This is a genomic window from Rugosimonospora acidiphila (assembly GCF_039543385.1).
In the GTDB taxonomy this organism is placed as follows: Bacteria; Actinomycetota; Actinomycetes; order Mycobacteriales; family Micromonosporaceae; genus Rugosimonospora; species Rugosimonospora acidiphila.
The window spans coordinates 27,988-51,518 of record NZ_BAABJQ010000019.1 but is presented as its reverse complement, the minus strand read 5'-3'; the positions used below and the strand labels follow the sequence as shown (position 1 = coordinate 51,518).

Sequence of the window (23,531 nt, the reverse complement as noted above, 5' to 3'; positions counted from 1 at the left end):
CGGACCCGGCACTACCGAAGTCGCACACCGGCGCCGGGCGTGATCGTCCGGCGCCGGTACGCGTCCCCGATCACCTGCTCGGTATGCCGCAGAGGATGAGTTCCTCGCGCATCCCGTTGACGGGTACGGCGTAGGCGGTCCGCGCATCGATGAGCCCCCGGAGCCGGTCGAGCCAGGACAGCTTGACCGCCCCGGGCACCTGGCCGCGGATCCCCCGGACCAGCCGCCGCGCCGCGTCGGTCTCGCCGGCTAGGGCGTGCCCGGTCGCCCGCAGCAGTACCGCGTGGTAACTCGGCTCCCCGCGCCTGGCCGCGGTCAACTCCACCAGCCTCGCGGCGGGCTCGAACAGGTACGGGTGGTCGACCAGGTCGGGCAGGACCAGGTCGATCCCGGCTTCGATCGTGGGCGCGGTCAGGAGACGCTGGCCGATTTCCCCGAGGTCGTGGAGATCGCCGCGCGGTAGCACCTCGTGGACCGCCAACTGGTCCGGCTCCGTGCGGCCGGTAGGCGGCAGCTGCGCGCCGGCCGGCGGCCGGCCGAGGCCCTCGAGCCGCCACGCTCCCCGGTCGAACTCGGCGGGCGAGAGAACCTGGTAGCTGATCGTCGGTCCCGAAGCCACCTGGGCGTGGACTCCGCCGTACCGGCCGATGTGCACGACGGCGAACTCCTCGCCGGAACGATGGACCTGTTCGATCTCTTCGGGATGGTCGGCGATCTGCGCCAGGGCGAAGGCGAGCCGGTACTCGTCCTGGGCGGCCGGCGGAAGTACCACGCGCTGCGCCGGATGCGGACCGCCACCCGAGCGCACCGCCTCCACCAGATCGTTGAAGTATCTCGGTGCGGCCGGCGCGATGTCGCTGAGCACCTGGGTGCCGCTCGCGTCGGTCCGCACGGTGATCCGGACCGGGAGCGCGGGCAGGCCGTCGAGGTGGCGGACGGTACCCGGCGCGGCGGCGAGCTCGGCCCGGGCGAGGACGCGCTGTGCCGCGAGACGCACGTCGTCCAGCGTCCAGTCGGCCGGGAACATCACCACCGGCGGGTCGGCCGGGCGGCCTGCAACCTCCGCGAGGTAGGTCTGTTCGTCGGAGCCGGCCAGCACCGGTCGCGGCGGGGGTGGGTCCTGCTCGGTCCGGCCACGGGTGAGGTACCGGCCGGCCGCGTGCAGGGCCGGGCCCAGCAGCGTGTCGATCCGGTCCCGTTCCGCCTGGGACAGCTCCATCCTGGGTAGTTCGGCGGCGGTGCGCCACACCGGGCCCTCGGGTACCGGGTGCGCCCGGCGCAGCGCCTCCAGCGTCCGGGTCAGCGTGAGCTGATCCTCGGCCAGCCACGACCGGATGTCGCGCTGGTCCAGCAGCGGCAGGACGTCCGAGCGCAGCGTCGAGAGTTCGCGGTCGAACTGCTCGGCGGCCACCGTCAACGGCAGCCGGCGGAGCAGGTCGGAGATCGGGGCGGCCGGCCCCTCCGCGATCGACCAGCGGCCGTCGGGGCGCACCCTGACCACCACCGCGTCGAAGCCGGCGTCCTCGATGGCGCCCACGGTGACGCGCCGGCCGAAGATGACGTCCGGATCGGCCAGGGCGCGCGCGTTCAGCCGCGCCAGCGAGCCGCGGAACTCGGCCATCACCTCCTCGCTGGTGTCCGGCCCGGCGATCAGCCGTACCGGACTGGCGAGGTGGTAACCCAGCCGACCGTCGTCCAGCAGGACCGCGTGCGCGACGAACGGCTGCCACCGGTTGTCCAGCCAGAGCCGCAGCCGGCTGTCCGGGCCGGTGGCGACCATCCGGGGCGTCGCCGAGGCGCCCAGCGCCGGCGGCGAGCTCGGCTGGACCACCGTGGGCCGGACGGCGATGATCCGACCCTCGGCATCATCGATGCCCTCGATGCGCACCCCGCGACCGGTGCCGACCCAGGTCGTGGCCCCGTCGTCCGCGCGGCGGTACGCGCCCAGCCCGTAGCCCAGCGCCCGCGCCTCCAGCAGCGCGTCGACCAGCTGCGCCGGAGCCCACCAATCCGGGAACATGCGGTGGGCAACCCCGTCGGCGTGCGGGTGCCAGTAGCGGTCGAGCTCCGCGCGCCCGCTGCCGGGCCGCACCCGCGGGTCGAGGAACTGCACCTCGGCCAGGTAGGTGCCGTTCTCGCGGTCGGTGCCGTCGACCGGACGGATCCGGACGCCCGGGAAGACCCGGTTGGCCGGGAGCCGATAGTAGGCCCCGGAGCGACTCGCCCGGTCGCCGTAGCCCAGCAGGTCGGCACCGCGGTGGGAGATCAGCGGTGGCCGCGCGGCCGGACGCAGGTCGGCGGGTAGCCGCAGGACCGGGTGCAGCGGTGGTGCGCCGGCCGCGTCGATGGCGCGCTGATCGGCGGCGGGCCGGAACCAGACGATCTCACCGGCCCGGACCTCACCCTCGGTGCGCACGCCGTTGTAGACGCCGGTCCACCGTTGCCGGGCCGGGGACTGCACCCGCCCGCCCCGTACCGCGTCCAGGAATGCCTGTTCGACGTGGTACCGGACCTCGTCAGCGGTCCACTCGGCCGGGTACCGCCAGCCGGCGTCGACCGGAGCGCCCAGTGCGGTGTCGTCGACCGACGAGCCGGGCACGGGCACGGGCACGGGCAGCGGGCGGTAGACCCCGTTGTCCAGCCGCTCGGCGGGGTGGCCGGCGTCCTCAGGCTGGTGCCGGCGGTCCGGACCGGACAGGACGTCCCGCAGCACTCCGTCGGCGAAGGCCACCCGCGGCGCGCCCGCCGGCGCACCGGCGCGCGCCACCAGTGCGCCGAGCCGCCGCAGGTCGCGGGGCATCAACCGGATGTCCGGCCGGACACCGGAGACCGGGAACGGCCGGTCATGGTCGGTGTACGGGAGCCCCAGCGGCGCCTCGAGGATGATGCCCATGATCCCGCCGTCGGCGTAGGTGACCCGGGTACCCGACGCCATCCGCTCCCGGTACTCGTCCGTCGCCTCCATCAGGTGCAGGACTTCGTGCAGGTACTGCGGACCGGCGTTGCCGACCACCCAGTTCCCGGAGTCGATCCGGCCGGTGGCGCGCAGGTCGACGACGTGCAGGGCGATCGACGGGTCGGCCACGAACAGCAGCTCGAATGACAGCGGGGCCCCGTCGGGCAGCCGGTGCCCCACGTTGCCCAGCTGCTCGGCGGCCAGCAGCGCCTCGCGGACCGTCTGCTGCCGCAGCCGCGTCACCTCGATGTTCAGGGCCGAGCCCGAGAGTCGCTCGGCCAGCTCGGTCCGCAGCGTGGTGGTGTCCAGATAGATCGGTATCGTCAACCGCACCGGAGCGGGATCGCCCGGCACCGGCGGTCGCAGCCAGGAGACCGAGAACCGCACCCGCTGGCTGAACCTGCTGTAGGTCTGCGGAAGCAGCTCGTACCCGGGATGGTCGACGTCCGCCATCCGGGTGACCCCGCGGTCGAAGTGCGCCAGGCCCGGCCGCCGCAGCGCCGGCAGGTAGTGATCGCCCGTGCGCACCAGGTACAGGGCCGGGCTGTCGCCCGGGCCCCGCTCGAGCGGCTGCTCGCCAGTACCGATGGTGACGATGCGGACGTTGAGCAGCTCGGGCAGCGTCTCCACCAGAGCGTCGAACAACGGATGCGCCCACCTGCCGGGCGTGTCCAGCTCGGCCCGCAGCTCGCGGTACTGCTGGTCCGCCGGAGCCTCCCCGTCCGCGAATTCGATCAGCCGCCCCACCAGTGCCGGACTGTGGTCGAGGAGCTCCGCCACGTACGCCCGCAGGTGCCGCGGGGTCATCGCGGCCAGCATGGCGATCTGCGGGGAGGGCTCGGCGACGTCCTGCGCGGCCCGGATGATCGAGGCGAACAGGCAGTCCCCGTCCGGTGGCGTCCACCGGGCGAACCGGCCCAGCCCGTCAAGGGCGTCATTCTGCGATTGCTGGGTGCGGTTCGGGCCCGTCGGCTCCGACTGGCGCACACCCGCCCGGGCCGGCATGCCCAGCGTCCGGCCGAACAGCTGGGCCTGCTCCTCCGCCCGTGCGTACCCCAGCAGCAGCGACTCGGCCACCCGTACCAGCGGCTCCCGGGTACCGGTGACGAGCTCCACCTGCTCGACCAGCGACAACGGCCGGTCCTCCGCGGTACCCACGCCGGCCAGCACCGGGAACCGGTCGGCCATCGCGACATCGTCCGGTACCCCGAGAGACTCCCGCCCCACGATGCTCGCCGCGTCCTCCAGCAGCGCGTGGTAACCGTCCCAACCCAGCTCCGCCACCAACGCCCGTTCCCGGTCGGTCAGGGCCCCCTCGGTCTCGGACACCGGTTCGGGCTGGTAGGACGGCGGCGGGGTCCACGAGTACCGCGGCGGAAGCCAGACCTCCCGCGGCTGCGCCATCGGTTCGGGAGTGATCGCGACGCTGTTCCCCTCGGGGCTGGCCGTCACCGTCGATGCCGACTCGCGCAGGGCCGAGGTGTCGATCAGCAGGATCCTCGAGTCGTCGATGGCGGTGGCGGCGCGCGCGAACCGCGCCGGCACCTCGACGCGCAGCGCTGGCCCGGACACCGGCCTGGCCGCGACCGCGACGAGGTCGTGCTGGGCCAACCAGCGTTCGAGGTAGGCGACCGGATCGGGGGGCAGCACGGCGACCGGCACGGACAACTGCTGCGGACCGGCCGCGACAGGCACGGGTTCGCGGTCGTACAGCCGCCGGACCGCGGCCACCATCCCGGGTGGGGGTGTGCGCAGGCCGGCCGAGGCACGGGTCAGCGCCAGCAACGCCTCCTCGGGTGTGCCGATCCAGTCGTCGGCGGGGGCGCCGGTGCTCGACCGCACCACCGCGGCGAGCGTGTCGTCCCCGGCTCCCTCGACGTGCCAGTTCGCCGGTCGCGAGTGCCAGTCCGGGGCGAGCCGGCCGTGAGCGTCGGTGAGACGCTTGTTCGGCATGATCACGGTCGCCCGGCGGCGCAGTTCGCGCACGAACGTGGAGTCGCCCTGCGTCACGCTTAGCAGAACCACGACGGGCCGGCCGTTCTCCCGGACCGGCAGGTTCTCCGCGAACCTCTCGGCGGTCAACCACCGTCCACCCGGCGAGTAGGGGTCGACTGCTTCCTCCGGATCAGACGGCAGCTGCTCGGGTCGTGACCAGAGCAGGGTACCGGCCGGGTGGCCGGGCACCCGGTCGTCGTTGAGGACTCCGAACTCGACCACCACCAGGTCGGCGGCGTGCCGCGGGATGCTCTGCTCCAACCCGTCCCGGAAGACCTCGTCGACCAGCTCTGCCGCGTAGCCCGACCGGTACCGGTTCACCCACAGCGCCGGCACCATCCGGGGGTCGTCCACCGCCTCATCGACGGCCGGCAGCGCCAGTACCCGGGTCGGTGGCCGCGTCGCGGTGGCCGGCAGCCACACTCCCAGCCGCAGCGCGGCGCTCAGCATGCGCTGGTAGCGCACCCAGGGCGCCATGAGGGGGCCAGGATCCTGCTCATCCTCTTCGTCCGACAGCGGGAAGGCCGCCCGGACTCCGACCACGGTCTCGCCCTCGGCCGGCCAGGCCCGCACCGCACCCAGCCGCAGCCAGTCGCGCACCGCGAGCACCTGCGCGGCCGGGTCGGCGGTGTCCGGCCCGCCGGGCACCGGCACCATCACCGGGTCGCCCCCCTGGTCGGCGACGACCCTGGGCGCGTACCTGTCGTAGGTGGGCATCAGGGGCAGCGTCTGTGCGGCCAGGCGGGCCAGCGCCGCGGGAGTCAGGAACCACTCGTTGGACACGCCGGCCAGCAGGTCCGACAGCGCCTCGGCGACGTCCAGCGGCGCCTGGGGATACATCCGCGCGTGTTCCAGGGCGGCCGGCAGGTCGGTGAACTCGTAGTCATCGGCGGCCCACACATCGCCGGCCAATCTCGCCGTGTTGCCGCCCAGCGGCGACGGCCAGTACCAGCCGGCGGGCGCCACGGTCCCCCAGCCCAGCGACACCACCAGCCCGGGCGGCGCGGGCAGCGAACGCCGCAGCCGCTCGTCGATGCGCGAGCGCACCAACCGGGCCACGCGCTGGGACCGCGCCGCGCTCGCGTCGACCACCAGCAGCACCAGCGGGCCCCCGACGGCGCCCTGCGCGGCCAACTGGTCGAGCCACGCGTCCACCTGCTGCGCCCGGTACGGCTGCTCGGGAAGCCTGCGGAGCATCGCCACCACGGTCGTTCCCGGCGGGACGGCGAAACCCTCCACCTGGCGGAGCACCGCCGGCGTGGGCAGCGCACCCTCGCCGCCCGGCGGCGTGAACCAGGCGCCGTTGCTCGCCAGCCGCGACAGCGGGTACGGCACGCGCCTGGTGTTCGTCCGCCATCCGTTGCTGGGCTGGCTGTCCTGGCCGATCGTCCACCCACGTCGTGCCGGTGCCGCGACCGTCTCGCCACCCACCAGGCCGCGGGCCACGATCGCGACGATCTGGCGGTGGTCCGCGAATCCGGACACCACCAGCAGCGGCGAGACCGGCCACTGCCCGAACAGCCGGTCCAGGACGTGCAGCACGGCCCGGGCCACCTTCTCCGGACTGGCATCCGGACCGGCCGCCACCACCAGCGTCGGCGACGTGCTCGGGGCAAGTGTCGGCGCGTACTCCGGCACCGCCGCCGAGCCGAGTCGCAGCAGCAGGCCGGCGGGGATCGCGCTGACCGTGTACCCCTCCGGCGCCGACTCCGCGAGCCGGGCCGGATCGAGGAACGCGTTCCACGGCGGAACCGCCCGCAGGGTGTCCGGCGACAGCGCGGTGGGCCGCGGCCAGAAGCTGGCCGTTTCGGGGTGGCCGCCCGCCTCCGCGGTCAACTGCACCACCACCCGCAACTGGTCGGCCAGCCGCGCAGCCGGCACCGGCTCGCCGTCCGCCCCGCCGACCGTCCCGGCGCCTTCCCAGATCAGCGCCAGCGGCCGGGCCAGTGGCCTCGCCGCGGCGGCGTGCGAGGCGATGAGATCGGCCACCAGGGCGACCATGGCCGGACGGTCTGCCGGCGCGTCAACCAGCACCACCTCTCCCGTCGCGGATCCCCGCCGGCCAACCGCCGCGCTGGCCCACGAGGCCGGCTCCGGCGCGTGCGCCTGACCGGGCCGCAACGCGAGGACCACGAGATGGTCGCCGGCGACGTCGTGCCAGAGCACCGCGCTCACCGCGGGGTGCCCGAGCAGCTCATCGAGCGAATCCGAGGAGCCCCAACCGTCGCCGGTGGCGTAGACCACCACGGGCAGCCCGCCCGGGTCGAGGGTCTCCAACCGCTCCACGGCCCACGTCACCGACGCGGCGCCCGGTTCGGCCAGCACCATGGTGTACCGGTCCCGGGCGTCGAAGAGCCCGTCGGGCCCGTACGGCGGCGTGCCGATCAGCTCGCCGCCGGGCCGCGTCCCGTACCCCGAGTGCCATCGGGAAAGCCGGTCGCCCAGCCCACGCTGCCGTGCCCCGGGCCGGAAGCGTTGCCACCCGCCGCGCAGCCCGTCGCCCCCGACGGTCACCGCGCTCGCGGGCGCGTGTACCGCCGTACCCCACCGATCCGCCCACCGCTGCGCGATCGGCGGCGTCCCGTCGTCCATCACGGCGCCCGCATGGTCCCACACCAGCACCGTCGGGCCCGGCGTCGGTGGCCGGACGAGCGGAGCGCGGGTGAGCTCAGACCAGGTCGCCTCGGCGATGCCGGCGACCGCGTCGGCCGCCGCCCGGTCCGCCGGGACGGACCGGACCAGCACCGCCTCGCTGGGCGCGACGCCCGCCGACCGCAGGTGCCGGGCGACGCCGTTCCCCCACTGCCGGGGATCCGCTCCCCCCGGCTCCAGGGCGCCCACCAGCGGGAAGCCCGTCCGGGTCTGGCCGGTCCACACCACGGCGCCCACCCGCTGGTGACCGATCAGCTGATCGAGCCGGGTCCGCACCACTTCCGCATCGCGCGCGTAGTCGCCGTACTCTTCCAGCTGGTCGTTGACGCCGTCGGTGTCGAGCACCCTGCCGAACACCATGACCACCACCGGCGGCCCACCGGCGGGCAGCGACTCCACCCGCGCCAGCGCCAGGGACAGCTGGTCCGCCGCGAGCGGGTGCGACAGGGGCACGGCCGCCACGATCGTGTACCGGTTGTCCGGGTCCAGCCAGATCTCCGACTCGGAGACGTCCTCGCCGGCCTCGTCGATCACCACGCCGCCGGGCAGCGACACCTCGATCAGTCCGGGTCCGCCCTCACCCTCGGGTGACGAATCGGCCGGATCTTGTTCGTCGTCCCGGGACCCCTCATCTCCGGACTCGTCGTCCCGGGAGGCGGCGTCGCCGGGGGCGTCGGGGGTCTGCGACGACGGGGAACCCTCCGCACCGTCAGCGCCGGAGCCCGCGCGCGACGTGGAGGTTTCCCGCGTCGAGCCCTCGGAGCCACCGGGAGCCGGCTCGTTGTCAGCGGCCGGCTCAGATTCGGTGGCCGGCTCGTTGTCGGCGGCCGGCTCATTGTCGGTCCGCGGTTCGGAACTGGCCGGATCGTAGGTCTCGCCCAGTGGGGGCGGGACCGCCACGACGTACAGGTGTGGCGCCGGACCTACCCAGTCCGGGAAGGCGGCGGCGGGGATGGTCCGGACGGCGGGGCGGTCATCGACGGCGGACGGATCGAAGATCCGGTAGTCGCCGTCGCCCAGCACGTACGCGGCGCGGGCGATACCGTTGTCGGTCGCCAGCCAGATCCGGGTACCGGGCGGTCGTTCGGTCGGCAGCGCCTCGACGGGTTCGCCCACGTCCAGATCGAGCTGATCGAAGATGAGATACCTCGACACGAGTGCCGCCTGGAAGCTCAGCGGCTCGCTGGAGAACTCCCTCGCTTCCTGCTCGTACGGCGACAGGTCCAGCCCGCTGCGACCGGTCTCCGGCGCGCCGTCGGCCAACCAGCGATAGGCCAGGTAGCCGAACCGGACCGGGCCCGCGACGTCGTCCTCGTACTCGAGGCCGCCCGCGTCGTCGGCCACCGTCGGTGTGGTGACCCGGCTCGGGCCCGACGGCCCCGCCATGACGGGAGGCAGTGCGGTCACGGTCGAGGAGGTCGCGACGGTGGACGGTCCCGCGACGGTGGATGGGTCGGGGGCGGGCCGGCTCACGTCGGGAGCCAGGGTTCGCGTCCTCGTCATCGACAGCGGCACGTCGGCCAGGTTCGCCGGCCGCAGCCCGACGGCCGATCGCTGCGGTGCCGGCACGGCATCCGGACCGGGGTCGACGGCTACCGTGGGCAGGTCGGCAGCGGTTGTCCGCACCCCCGGCTCCGTCCCGACCGGCGCCGGATCCGACTGCAGGATCGCCGGCGCGGAGAGGGGCCTGGGCCGGGGCCTGCGCTGCGGCTCCAGCGGGATGTCCTCGCCGGGCAGCGACGGGCGCGGCAGCAGCAGCGACAGCGTGTTCGCCCACCGCCGCCGGGAGAGCGGACGCGACCGGACGGTGTCATCCTCGATCGGCAGGTCGGGCCGCCCGGCCTGCCCTCGTGGCGGCGCCACCGCCTCGTCCTGCTCCTCGTCCACCTCCGGCACGTCCTCCAGGACGCCGACCGATGCGAAGTCATCCCGGAGCCTGCCCCGGCCCGCTCCCGCTGCCCTGGACGGACCCGGCCTCGGGCGTGAAACGGGGGGCGTGGTCGTGATCGGCCCACCCCGCGGCAGTGCCATCGGCGCGGGACCCTGGGCCATGCGGCGCTGAAGCTCCTCCACCTCATCGGCGAAGATCTCGGCGTAGACGTCTCCCTCGAAAGTGTCGCTGACGAAGAGGCGCTTGTTCTCCTTCGACCACCCGACGCCGTGCCGGGACTTGGTGGCCTCCAGGTGCATCACGGCGCGCATCCTCACCACGTAGACCACGCCCTGCTGCTTGACGTGCTGTTCCCGACGGAACGCGTCGGCACCGGTGCCGGCCCGGTTCTCGCCCCAGGATCGGGAGGCACCGGTCGAGCCGTCCATGTTGTCACGGGCCCACTGCTGATCGGAGTTCGCGCCGTCGCTGTGCACCATGCCCGCCTGGTCCACCCCGCCGGCCACGAAGAACCGGCCCGGGTCGTCCGAGGCGCTGGTCGCCACGCCGCTCTGGTACTTGGCGTATCGCCCGGTACCGGTGGAGTTCACTATCGTGGCGAGGATCTCCAGGTCGTACAGCTCGCCGGTCAGCCACATGGTGGCCCGCTGGCCGGTGCTCCGCGGCATGGTCAGGTTGTCGGCCAGCATGAATCTCTTGCCGTTCAGCGCCTTCGGCAGATGGTTGGCGAGATGGTTGCGGGACAGCAGCACCGGGAGCGACAGGTTGCCCTGGACGTACTCGTCGTTGGCCTTCGATCCCCACATCCTGGCGAGCAGCTGCCTGGCCGCTGGCAGGGCATCGTCGAGCAGTGCCGCCGTCACGTACGCGTCGCCGGGCAGCTCGGGCACTCGCAGCCGGTTGGCGGGCGCGTTCTGTGGCTGCGTGCCCGGCGCGACCTGCGCGGCCTGCGGGACCCGTGCGCCCTCGGCGCCCTCGGCGCCCTCGGCGGGCTGAGCGGGCTGGGCGGGCTGAGCGGGCTGAGCGGGCTGGGCGGGCTGCCAGGGCTGTGCCTCCGCCAGACCCTTGGGGATCTTCAGGACGATGTCGCCCTCGTAGGTGTAGCTGCTCTGCGTGGGAACGCCGACGAACTGGCGGTACCAGGAAGTCAGCTTGTTGTTGATCGGCCGGCCGGCCATCTGTTGCCGGGTGATGGTGACGATGAGCCGGTACCTGGCTCCGGCCCGATAGCTGCCGGTCCAGTCGTAGACCGTCTGCTCCCGGGTGTCGACATCGTTGCGCGTGGTGCTGCGGTGGCTTCCCTGGGAGTGGTGCAGTTCCGGGCCGCCCGAGGTGGCGTGGTCGCCGGCCAACCCCGTGGTGAACGCCCAGCTCTTGCTCCGGTCCTGCCCCTTGGTCCTGGCGGTTTCCCGGTACGCGTGGCCGTAGTTCTCCAGGCCGTTGTCCGGCACGAAGTCGGTGAACTCCGGATCCGACACCAACTCCAGCCTCAGGTTGACCTTGATCACGTCGGAGAGGAACCAGCCGATCGGGTTGACCAGATAGAGGGAGAACCCTTCCCGGTGCATCAGGTCCTCGGCCATCGGCTGGAGCCGGTCGCCGGCGAACAGCGACTGCAACGCGTCGGCGCCGTTCGGCAGCCTCCCGATCATCGGCTCGCCGCGTCCAGGGATCGGCAACCACGCCTGCGTGCGGGGCTGCCGCCAGTTCCGCGCCTGCGGGCCGAGCAGCCCCGACACGGTCTGCTCCACCGCGTCGTGGATGGCGTCGTAGACGGTCCAGGCCCGTCCGTCTCCGGCGCGCGGAACAGGCGTCGCGATGCCGTTGTTCACCACGGAGTCGAGAGTGAGGCTGTGGATGCCGCTGTGCCCGAAGGAACCCTGCCCACCCTGCTTCAGGTACGGCGCGACCCAGAGGCTGCGGAACGGGTCGCGTGGGGCCGGGCCCGCCGCCGGCGGGAGCGGCACACCGAACGTTCTGGCCAGGTCCTGCCGGAGGCTGTCGCCGACGTCCCTGGTGTCTGGCGTGGTCACCGGGATCCGCTCGCTCAGCTGCCGCGCCCACTCCTGCTGCTGAACCGTCGGCGTCGCCCCGTTGGGGGTACCCGCCCACCGGATGAGTACCCGGGCCATGAGGCTGCGGCTGAGCTTGAGAAGGCCGTTCTCCCAGCGGTCGAAGACGTCCGCCAACTGCTCGTCACTGATCGGCACCCGGCCCGCCGCGTAGTGCTCGAGCGCGTCGGGCTCGGCGAGCAGGTAGACGACCTCGCGCGGCTCAAGGTCCTCGGGCTCCGGGACGCGCACCGACTTGTTGAACAGCTTCGCCTGCCGCTGCCGGGCGGCCCGCACCCTGAAGTTGATGTCGGTGCTGAAGGCGTACGCGCGGTTGAAGTTGAGTTCCAGGTACTCCTTGCCGCCGGTGGTCTTGGTCATCTGCGATTCGTTCCGGGCCCAGCGCAGGAGGCTGTCCATGGTGCCGGCCACGTCGGTGAGCTTGTGCGATCCCGCCGGGTCGGCGTCCGGGACGCCACCGAGCCGTACGTTGAAGCGGTCCCAGCTGATCGCCGTGGTCTTGCTCGCGGTCTGGCTGGCCTGGGACAGGTACAGCTTGATCAGGCCGAGGACGTACTTGTCGGGGGTGGCGCCGACGAAGGTGGTCTCACCCAGCCTGCCGGAGATGTCCAGCCCACCCAGCCGGTTGCGCAGTACGCCCGGCTTGAACAGCGTGTTGGTCGTGTACGAATCGCGGACGATCTCCTTGAGGTGCGCGGCCACGTTGATCCGGCTGGTGAAGTTGATGATCTCCTGGTCCGCGCCGCCCTCCGGACTGGTGAAGGTCTGTTTCAGCACGCGCCTGGTCCGGCCGACGACGCCGGGGCGCCGCGGCGGGACCGGCGGCTGCAGACCGACCTGCTGCTGAGCCGGCTGCTGCGGAACCGGCTGCTGCTGACCGGGCTGCTGCGGAACCGGCTGCTGCTGACCGGCCTGTTGCTGACCGGTCTGTTGCGGGAAGGCCTGTCGCACTGTGCGCCGGATCCGGCCGAGGACGCCGGGCCGCGGGGCGGCCGGCTGCGGGTCGGCCTGCTGCGGGTCGACCTGCTGCGGGTCGGCCTGCTGCGGGACGACCGGCTGCGGGACGGCCGGCTGCGGGACGACCGGCTGCGGGGCGCGCTGGCGTGGGTCGACGCCCGCTCGGGGCCTGACGAACGCGGGCTGTAGTTCACGCGCCTTCGCGAGTAGTCCCGTGGCGTCGACGTAGTACACGACCGCCTCGTCGAGCACCCTCGCATCGGTCGTGGCCGCAGGCTGCCCGGCGGCCGGCCCCGCCACGGTGGATCCGCTCGTTGACGGGTCGACGCCGGTCTGCCCGGCGGCGGCGGTCGGCGGCGGAGCGACGTTGAAGTGCGGCATCAGGTGGACGGTCGCGTCCGCGTCCTGCTCGGCGGTGAACCGTCTGCCGCTGTCGTACTCGACCGTGACGACGAACCGGCTGGGTAGTACGAACTCGTCGACGTCGCCCGGGTACTCCAGCAACTCCGGGCGGTTGTTGATGTACGTGACCGCCTCGCTGGAGCTGATCCCCTTCTCCGCCTGGACGCCGAAGCCCAGTCCCTGGTCGCTCACGCCCAGCGCGCTCAGCAGGCTCCCACCGAGCTGTAGCCGCGCGCCCAACGTGACCCGCTGGCTGCCGCTGGTGCTGCTGCTCGCCTGGTCCAACCCCATGCCGAGGTTCACCACGTGGTACTCGCTGGTGCGGCGCTGGAAGTAGATGGAATTGCCGTCCGGATTGCGCGCCTGGCCGTCCAGATCCTGCTCCGCTCGCACGGTGATCCGGGCGGTCCGCAGCGCACCGGTGTCGTCGCGGTGGGCGAGCTCGAAGGACATGCCGTCCTGGTGGATCTGGTCGTAGTGCGAGTCGATACCGCTGCCCGAGATCATCTTGTGCAGCAGCGCCCAGTTCTCGAGCTGACTGGCCACTCCGCGACGGCCCGGACGGACCCGCAGTTTCCGCGAGCGCCCGCGAGCGTTGGCCGGCAGCAGTGGGTTCTCCCGGTCGTGGGCGGGTCGCCTGAACGGACGCTCCGGGTCGTCGGGCAGGAACCGGGTGAGCTTCAGCTCCGGGATGACCTGCTGGAGCAGGGCGCGGATGCCCTCCCGGTCCACCTTGGCCAGGCCCTGGCCGACGCCGTGGCCCCTGACGACGTGCGCCGGCAGCATGATTCCGGGCGGGTCGTTCGGCCGCGGCGCGGTGTTGCGCACCATGCCCGGCTGGTGTGGGATCTGGCTGCCCGCCAACGCGCCGGGAATCGCGTCGGTGTCGATCTCGAAACCGTGGTCGAAGGCGGCCGGCTCGGGAATGCGCAGCAGGGCCTTGCCCGTCACCGCGCCGGTACGGCGCGGCTGCGCGTCCGGCTCGGTGCGGATCGCCACGCTCGCCTCGTGCTCGAGGTCCAGGTGGTAGGCGACGGTGTGGCCGGCGTACCGGGACACCAGCACCCACAGGCCGACCCGGCCCCCGCCGTTGCTGTCCGAACTGGACAAGGTGAACCCGCCGGAGAGCTGCGGGCCAAAGTTGATCAGCTTTCCTGGTACCAGGTCGGCCTCGGCGCGCAGCGAGACGCCGGTGCTGTGGCTCACAGACTGCCCGGCGAGCTGACCGCTGATCGCGGTGCGCACCTTCTCCAGGTGGGCCTTGTCGCTGGTCGCTCCGACCCGCACCGCGGCACCCCGCCAGGTGGTGCGTACCTTCACCGTCGCGATGATCTGACCCAGCCGGCTGACCGGGAACTCGAACGCCCTCTCGTGGTCGTTGATGGCCTCGTCGAGGTGGGTGTCCAGGTTCGACAACTGCTGGGCCAGCTGAGCGCGGATCTCACCGCCGGGCGGGGCCTCGACGCGGGCCTCCCGCAACAGGCCGACGATGCGGTCGGCCAGTTCGTTCATGCCGGTGATCCCGGACGCGAAGAATGTGTCGGGGATCGACCGTGCCGGAGCACCGGTGCCGTCGTTCGCCGCCCCCCGCGGTGCGGGCGCCGGGAAGTTCAGCGCGGACACTCCGGCGCCGTGCTGTTCCAGGTACGGGTCCGGGATCCACAGCAGCAACTTCTCCGGCGGTACCGTGTCCGACACCCGGACGTTCCGCAGGCCGACCGCGTCCCAGCGTTGCGTGGGGGTGGTGCGCAGCTTCACCGTCCACCGAGTGTCGAAGCTGACCAGCGTGGAGTCGGCGCGGTAGTCCTCCACGTGGCCGGTCTCGGCGTCCTTGACATGAGTCACCGACCGGCCCACCTGGTTGGCCGTACCGCTGATGCTGATGCCCACCTTGGCGACCTGCAGCAGGTTCGGGTCGATGCCGAGGGCCCAGCCGAGCGAGAGGGAGGCCCGGAACGCCCCGGCGGTGGCGGCGTAGGTGCGCGAATGCGCCCCGACCTCGAAGGTGCCCTGGGTCGCCTGGTTGGCGTGGAACCGGCCGTCCGCCACGGCCAGCAGGCCGGTCCGGTCGTCGACGGACTGCCCCGTCGCTGGCCGGTCGTACGCGCCGGCCGGGTTGTCGTCGATCAGTTGGGGTGCGCTCAGGTGCAGTTTGACGAGTGCGTCCGCCCGGCCGAGCGGGATCCACATCCCGTCGCCGACCACGTGCCGGTAGTTGCTCAGCAGCCGCTGCGGGAGGGCCTCCCATACCTTGGCGTTGACCCGCAGCCCCTCGCGTCGGGCCCATTGCCGCAACCGATTGACCAGCTGGTCGACGTGTGGCAGCTGCGCCTTCGGGATGCCCATGGGCGCGATGACATCGACCCTGCGCTGGTCGAGCAGCGGTCCGGGCGGCGCCGCGGGAAGCGGTGGCCCGGGCGGCACGGGCGGCACTGGCGCCGGCGGTACCGGCAGCGGGTTCAGGTTCGCGGCCGGCTGGATGGTCGGATCGGCCGACGGATCGACCGTGTCGCTCACCCCCGCCACCGACACATCGGCACCGACGGACACCGACGGCAGCGCCGGGCTGATGGAGCTGTAGGCGGGCAGGTCCGGCAGGGGCTGGCGCGGCTTGCGGACGGTACCGGCGCCGTCGGGCACCGGGACGACCGGCATGGCGTGGCCGCCCTCGGTCACCACCAGGCGCAGCGCCGGGGAGTCGGCCGCGTCGCCGGCCGGTTTGAGACCGTCGAGCAGCCGATGCGGCTCGATCAGCTGGACCTGCACGCCGAACACGGCGACGACGCTGCGGGCCAACCCCTCCGGCACGAACTGCGGTGCCGGCGTGCCCGGCTTCGCCAGCTGGCCCAGCCAGTCCCGCAGCGCCGGTTCGCGCTCCGACAGTTCCTGCGCGTCGGCGTTGAGCAGGGGCCACGCGCCGCCACCGGTGACCAGGTCGGCCTTGAGCAGCGAACTCCACAGCCGGCGCTGGTCGGCCGCCGACCAGGTGCCCAGGCCGCCGAGGAGGGGCTGGTCCAGCGCGCCGGCGGACTTCAGCGCCTGGAAGAAGGAGTCGGGGCCGGGCTGCGTCCAGACCGCCGCCAGGCCGTGCTCGCGCAGGTAAGCGGACTGGAACGGGCTGAGGGCATTGGGATCCCCGGGCGCAGCCTCGGCCTCGGCCCACTCCATTCCGCCGGCACCCGCCTCGGGAGCTACCTTCGCGGCGATCGCCTCGCGGACCTTCCCCAGCAGCTCCGCCATCCCCGGTACGGGCCGGCCGGCTGCGGCGGCCTCGACGGACTCGGGATCCGGTACGGCGTCGGCCAGCTCCGGCGGTAGCTCCTTCTCCCCGACCAGCGACGCCAGGAACCGGCGCACGTCCGCCAGTGCCTCGCCGGCATCCAGGTCAAGCGCGGGTGCGCTCTCGGGGGCGGATTGGCTCTCGGGCGTGGGTTCGTTCTCGGACGTGGGTTCGTTCTCGGACGTGGGTTCGTTCTCGGACGTGGGTTGGCGCTCGGGCGTGGGTTCGTTCTCGGACGTGGCCGGCGCCGGGGCGGCGGGGACCTCGGCCGGGGTGTAGCCGGGTGGCCGGTTGTCGGGCAGCACGTAGCCGTTGCCTATGGCGCGGACCTTGTCGCCGGTGAATTCGAGCCAGCCGGCGCTCGGGTCCTCCTTGATGGCGGGCGTTTTGCTGTCCGGATCGAGGACGCCGGACAGCAGCCGCCAGTCGGCGCTGACGGCGACGGTACCGACCGGCGCGGCCACCGGTACCTGCAACCTCGCGGCCAGTTCGGCGGCGAACGACAGGGCCGACCCGGTGGCCGTCGCCGCCCTGCCATCGGTGAGGATCACCCCGCCGGGCAGGCCGAACGGCAGCGCGTTGATCAGGCCGACGAGGTCGACGGGCGTGAGGGTGCCGGCCGCAGTGGTCACCGTACGCGTGGCCGGATCGACGCGGCCGTCGACCAGCAGCGCGGTGGTCAGCGGGGACACCGAGCCGGACACGCCGGCCCCGGCGGCGTACGCCCGGAGCAGAGCCTCGGTGGTCGTCTTCCGTCCGGTACCGGCGGGCAGCGCGTACAGGCCGCCGACGGTTGGCACCTCCACTATGCCCGGCGGCAGCGGCCGGTTGCCGGCCAGTGCGCCCACCTGCCCGGGCGAGCCGTGGATCATCAGGTCATGCTGTGCCGCCGGCGGCAGGCCGTCGCGCATGGCCAGGGCGAGCTCGATCGCCTCGGGTGGGGGCGCCAAGCCTGGTGCCCCCACGACGATCCGGGGACCGGGCCGGTCCGCGGGGCGATCCGGGGGCTGCTCCTCGCCCGCCGGTCGGATCCAGATCCCCGCCCCGGTCTGCTCGGCCACCCAGCCATCGGCCACCCGGTACCGGCCGGGCTGGTCGGCGGCGGCCAGCCCGTACGGGGTCCGCTGCTCGGCCGGAGGGTGCTGCGGCGGGTACACGTAGTAGTGGTCCGCCAGCTCCGGGAAGGTGACCCGGTTTCGGGCGTCGATGGGCACCACGTGTGCCGTCCGCTTGGCGGTGGCGGGTACCGCGTTTCCGGGAACGGACAGCACCGCGTGCCCGGAGACCCCGTCCAGCAGCCGCCCGGCCAGCCCCACCACGTCGCCCGCCGGTACCCGCAGAAGCTGGACCAGCAGGCTGGTGCCCTCCGGCACCTGCAGCGCCGAGATGGCCCGGGCCACCGCCGCCCGGTTGGTCACGGACGGGTCCACCACGAGCCGCAGCCAGCCGCCCGGCGGCAGGGCGGCGACCTGCGCCAGCGCCTCGGCGCTCGGCGCGTCCCCGCGGTGCAGCACCAGCCCGCCGGGCCCGGCGTGCAGCCGCAGGCCGTCACCCAGCGGCACGGACGGCATGGCCCCGGCCGGGCCGGTGTTGTGCACCACCAGGTCGGGCCCCGCGTCGCTGGGCAGGCCGCGCAGGATCCGGGTCACTATGCGGGCGACCCGCCCGGGCACCGCCACCCCCGGCGCCCCGACGGTGACCTGCGGGCCGGCGGCCGTTGCCTGGCCGGTGCCCGGGCGCGGGCCGGCTTCGTGGTTGGCGACCTGCTCCGGGCGGAACCACAGCCCGTTGCGGGTCTGCTCCATCACCCAGTCGCCGGGGAGCCCGTAAACTCCCGGCTGCTCGGTCGGCGGCAGCCCGTACGGGGTGATCCCGCGCGCGGCCGGGCTGTCCGCCGGCAGCACCGCGTACTCCCGCGCCAGCGCCGGGGCGGTCGGCCGGTTCTCCCCATCCAGCGGCACCAACCGGCCGCTGACCGCCGGCAGTTCGTTGAGCATCGCCGTCGGCAGCAACATCATCGCCGGGCGGCCGAGGCCGCGCAGCAGCCAGGAGGCCAACCGCGCGGCTCTGGCCGGCGACATCGGCGCGGTCGGGTCGACCAGCCGGACCAGCACGCCGGTGCGCCCGGGCAAGCCGGCGACGGCGTCGCGCACGACCCTCAGGTCGGTGACCGACGGGTGTACCAGCACGGTGAGGTCGTCACCGACCGGACGGACGAACCCGTCGACGACGTCACTGACGTCGACACGCTCGCGGGCGAGCACCACGCCGCCGGGAACCCGGTGCAGCGTGTACCCGTCCGCCAGCCCCCGTGCCAGCTCGGCCAGTTCCGGATCGGGCCCGTGCCAGACGATCGACGAGCGCACCTCGTCCGGCCACTGATCGAACATCCGCTCGAGCTGCAGGCGGACCGCCGGCGGCACCTCCATTCCTGGAAGCCCGACGGTGATCCGGGGACGGGCCGGCAGGCCGCCCGCCAGCTCGTCGGCCGCGGCGTCGTCGGGCACGGCCGTATCGGACGCAGCCTCGTCGGCCACCGGCGTATCGGCCACCGGCGCATCGGGCGCGGGCGCGTCGGGCGGGGGCGGCAGCGTCTGCGCGGCCACCGACTCGGGCCGGATCCACAGCCCTGCCGGCGTCTGGTCGATCACCCACCCGTCGGACAGCTGGTACGCACCCGGCTGCTCGGCAGGCGGCAACCCGAACGGAGTCCGCTCCGCCCGGGCCGGACGATCCGATGGGTGCACCAGGTAGGCGTCGGCCAACTCCGGGAACGTCATCCGGTTCTCGGCATCGACCGGTACCAGCCGGGTGTCGGCCGGTGGCCGGGTGGTCAGCCGGTCTCTCGGAATCGCCACACCGGTCCGGCCCGGAAGGCCGTTCAGCACCCGGTCGGCCACCGCGGCGGCCCGCTCGGGATCGATCGGGGCACGTTCCCCGGCGAAGTGCACCACCACGCGTCGGCGGTACTCGGGCGGCAGCCCTCTGATGAAACGCGCCACCTGCCGCAGGTCGGTCACCGCGCCGTCGACCACCACGTTGATGGCATTCTGGCGGGTATTCGGGCGGACGGTCGACGGCGTGGGCGTCGCCAGCCCGGTGTCGGCCCGATACAGATAGATATCGTTGCCGTTCATGGTGATCCGCAGGGCGGGATCCAGCCCCTCGGAGAGCTCCGGAGTCGGGTCCGGTCGCGTGGCCGCGGGAGCCGGCGGCACGCGTCGTGGGTCCCCGATCCGCGGCGGCCGGCCGGCGGCGATGGCCTCGTGGTGACGGGCCAGCGCGAGGTCCGCCCGCTCCTGCGCCGTCAACTGGCGCACCGGCGTCGCAGACGCCACCGCCGCCACGTCCGCCGGTACCCGAACCCCGGCCGCCTTCCGCCGCAGATACTCCTCGACCGTCAACTGATGCGACCGCCGACCGGCAGCCGCAGCCTCCGCATCGATCGCCCGCTGATGCAGAGCGAAATCAGCCTCGTCCGCGGCCGTCGACGCACTACGGTCCGGCACAGAGTTGACCGCGGTCGCGCGGTTCACCTGCAGGGTTGCTTCGGCCCGGTGGTGGCGGGCCAGCGCGATGTCGGCCCGCTCCCCCGGCGTCAACCGGTGCACCGGCGTCGGGTCATCCACCGCCGGCACGTTGCGAGGAACCCGAACCCCCTCAGCTTTCCGCTTCAGGTACTCGGCGACCGTCAACTGATGCGAAGGCCGACCGGCAGCCGCAGCCTCCGCGTCGATCGCCCGCTGATGCAACGCGAAATCAGCCTCATCCGCGGCCCGCTGCCACGGCGCGGAGGCCGCCTCACGGACAGCCGGAGGCTGGCGCGTGGGCTCTGGAGCCGGAGCGGGCTCGTTCGGCGTCTGCTCGTTGTCGACCCGCGGCGGGTCCTCGACGACGGTCGCCGGCGACTCGGACACCTGCGGACCAGCCTCAACTCCAGCCGGCGACGCCTGCTCGCTGTCAGCCCGCGGCAGATCCTCGACAACGGTCACCGGCGACTCAGCCGCCTGGGGACCGGCCTCATCCGGAGCCGGCGGCGTCTGCTCGCTGTCGACCCGGGGCAGATCCTCGACAACGGTCGCCGGCGGCTCAGCCGCCTGGGGACCGGCCTCGTCCATAGCCGGCGGCGCACTGTGATCCGCCGCGGAGACAATCCCCCGCGGGGTCCTGGTCATCGGCGGCCGGCCGGCGGCGATGGCCTCGTAGTGGCGGGCCAGCGCGAGGTCGGCCCGCTCCTGCGGCGTCAACCGGTGCACCGGCGTCGGATTCTCCACCGCCGGCACGTCCCGGGGAATCCGAACCCCCTCGGCCCTCCGCCGCAGGTACTCGTCGACCGTCAACTGATGCGACCGCCGACCGGCAGCCGCCGCCTCCGCATCGATCGCCCGCTGATGCAGAGCGAAATCAGCCTCATCCGCGGTCACGGGCGCGCGGTGCTCCGCCGCGGCCGCGGGCTCGACCGGCGACTGCCGTGCCGGACTGGCGGCGCGTTGACGCGCCAGCGCGATATCCGCCCGCTCCTGCGGCGTCAACCGGTGCACCGGCGTCGGATTCTCCACCGCCGGCACGTCCCGAGGAACCCGAACCCCGTCAGCCTTCCGCCGCAGGTACTCGTCGACCGTCAACTGATGCGACGGCCGACCCGCAGCCGCCGCCTCCGCGTCGATCGCCCGCTGGTGCAGAGGGAAATCAGCCTGATCCGCGGTCGGGGGCGCGCTGCGATCCGCCGCCTGAGGCTCCACCGACGGCTGCCGCGCCGGTCCATGATCCTCCGACAACGGCGACCGACCGGCCGCGGTCGCCCGATGCTGACGGGCCACCGCGATATCCGCCCGCTCCCCCGGCGTCAACCGGTGCACCGGCGTCGGATCATCCACCGCCGGCACGTCCCGGGGAACTCGAACCCCGTCAGCCTTTCGCTGCAAGTACTCATCAACCGTCAACTGATGCGACGACCGACCGGCAGCCGCCGCCTCCGCATCGATCGCCCGCTGATGCAGAGCGAAATCGGCCTCATCCGCGGCCGCCAGCGCGCTGCGATCCGCCGGAGGCAAGCCGGCCCGCGTTCCTGCCGGCGCGGGGTCCCCCGCGTCCGGGGTCTCGACCGAGGGCTGGCGCGCTGGCGTCTTCAGCGGTATCCGCTCCGGCGGACGCGAGACCATGAACGATCTCGTCGTCGATTCCTCGTCCGGGCCTGCCCCTGGCCACTCCAGTTGGCCCCCGCCGCCCTCACCGGAACGCTGCTGCCCGCCTGGCCGGCCGCCCGGCCGGCCCGCGACCGGTCCGCCCTCGGATTCGGGCAGCTGGCGCGCTGACTCGCCGGCCTCGGAGGCGGGACCGCGGGAACCGGCCGCGCCGTCCGAGCGAGCCGTCACCTCGTCGGTCGCCACGGCCGTTGTCGGGTCGGCCCGGCCCGGGGTCGACTGCGTCGTCCGGCTCGTCGTCGCGGTCTCGTCGGCTGTCGTGGTCGCGGTCCGATTCACCGTATCGGTATCGGTCCGGTCCACAGTCTCGGTCCGATTCGCGGTTCCGGTCTCGGTCGTTGGCCGATCCACGGTTCCGGTCGCCGTCCGGTCCGCAGCGTCGGTCGCGGTGCGATCCACGGTCTCGATAGCAGTCGGATCCGTCGTATCGGTCGCGGTCCGGTCGCCGTTGCCGGTCGAGGTGCGGTCCGCGGTCGTGGTCCGCCCGTCGGTTTCGGCGGTGGTGGTCCTCTCGGTTGATCGCGTCGTGGTGGTGTCTGTGGGCCTGCTCCTGGCCGAAGACTGTGACTCCTCCAGCTGGGTGACGGTGCGGGAGCCCACGCTGCGCGCTCCGCCCCCACCGCCACGTGCCGGAGGCGGGCTGACATCTGATCCGCCATTGTCCATGGTTCGCGAGGCCGAGCCGTTCGATTCGGAGGCCTTCGCGCGCGGGAGATCGTCGATCGTCGCGGGCCGGTCGTACCCGGGCCTCGACTGCTGCGCCCGCTCCGCCGCGTTCGCCGCCCAGTCCCGCGTGGCGGCAACTTCGTCCGCCCCCGCCGGCCTTCCATCCGCCAGCCGCGTACCCGACTCGTCGTGCACACGCCACGAGCCGGACTCCGGCCCACCCAACGACGGACCGTCCACCGGACCAGGCCGATCGGAACCCACATCCGACCGCTGCGCCCGCGCCGCCGCCGCACTCTCCGCCCACTCCCGCGTCGCGACAACCTCATCCGCACCCACGGGCGCCCCATCCCGCAACTGCGTGCCCGACTCGTAAGGCACGTTCCGCGAGCCGGGCCCCGGCCCGTCCAACGACGGATCGTCCACCGGACCGGGCCGATCGGACCCCGTATCGGGCCGCTGCGCCCGACCCGCCGTCGCGTTCTCCGCCCACTCCCGCGTCGCGGCAACCTCGTCCGCACCGACCGGCCTGCCGTCCGCGTAACGGGTACCCGACTCATAGTGCACACCCCGCGAACCAGCCTGCACCGGCACAGTCCGCGAAGGATCGCCCATCGTGGCGGGCCGGTCATACCCGGCCCCCGACCCCGGTGCTCGCGACGCCGCCGAGTTCTCCGCCCACTCCCGCGTCGCGGCAACCTCATCCGCACCGACCGGCCTGCCGTCCGCATAACGGGTACCCGACTCATAGTGCACACCCCGCGAACCAGCCTCCACCGGCCCACTCCGCGAAGGATCGTTCACCGGGCCGGGTCGATCGGAACCCAGATCGGGCCGCTGCGCCCGTGCCGACGCCGCATTCTCCGCCCACTCCCGGGTCCTGGTCACCTCGTCCGCACCGACCGGCCTGCCGTCCGCATAGCGGGTACCTCCGCTGGGACCGTGGTCGCCTGCCATGTTCTGTCCACTCCGGACTGCCGGCTCCGCCTGCGGCCTTCCGGCGGCGGGATCCCCGCCGCCCGGTCTGCCGAGGCGAGCGGGGACCACGGACCGCTGGTCCGGCATCGCCGGACGATCGCCGCCGCCCGAGCCCAACGCGTCCGGCCGTTCCGGCGTCCCCGACGGCGGCCGCGAAACCGTCGAACCCCCATCACCATTCACACCCGGCCTCGACGTCACCGTCGACGGATCACCCGGACTCACCACACGGTTGCCACTATCACCGCTACCAAACGAATTCGACCGCTGCGGCTCCACCGACGGCGGCCGCGAAACCGTCGAACCCCCATCACCATTCACACCCGGCCTCGACGTCACCGTCGACGAGTCACCCGGACTCACCACACGGTTGCCACTATCACCGCTACCAAACGAATTCGACCGCTGCGGCTCCACCGACGGCGGCCGCGAAACCGTCGAACCCCCATCACCATTCACACCCGGCCTCGACGTCACC

The 23,531-nt window shown here is 73.2% G+C and carries 1 protein-coding gene; it reads right to left on the bottom strand.

Annotation, left to right across the window (positions count from 1 at the left end; all coding sequences use genetic code 11):
* Positions 1-70 precede the first annotated feature (70 nt).
* Positions 71-20,764: a hypothetical protein gene (locus ABEA87_RS27470; protein ID WP_345634386.1), complete on the bottom strand. Its 20,694-nt coding sequence runs from the start codon at positions 20,762-20,764 to the stop codon at positions 71-73.
* Positions 20,765-23,531: the final 2,767 nt, after the last annotated feature.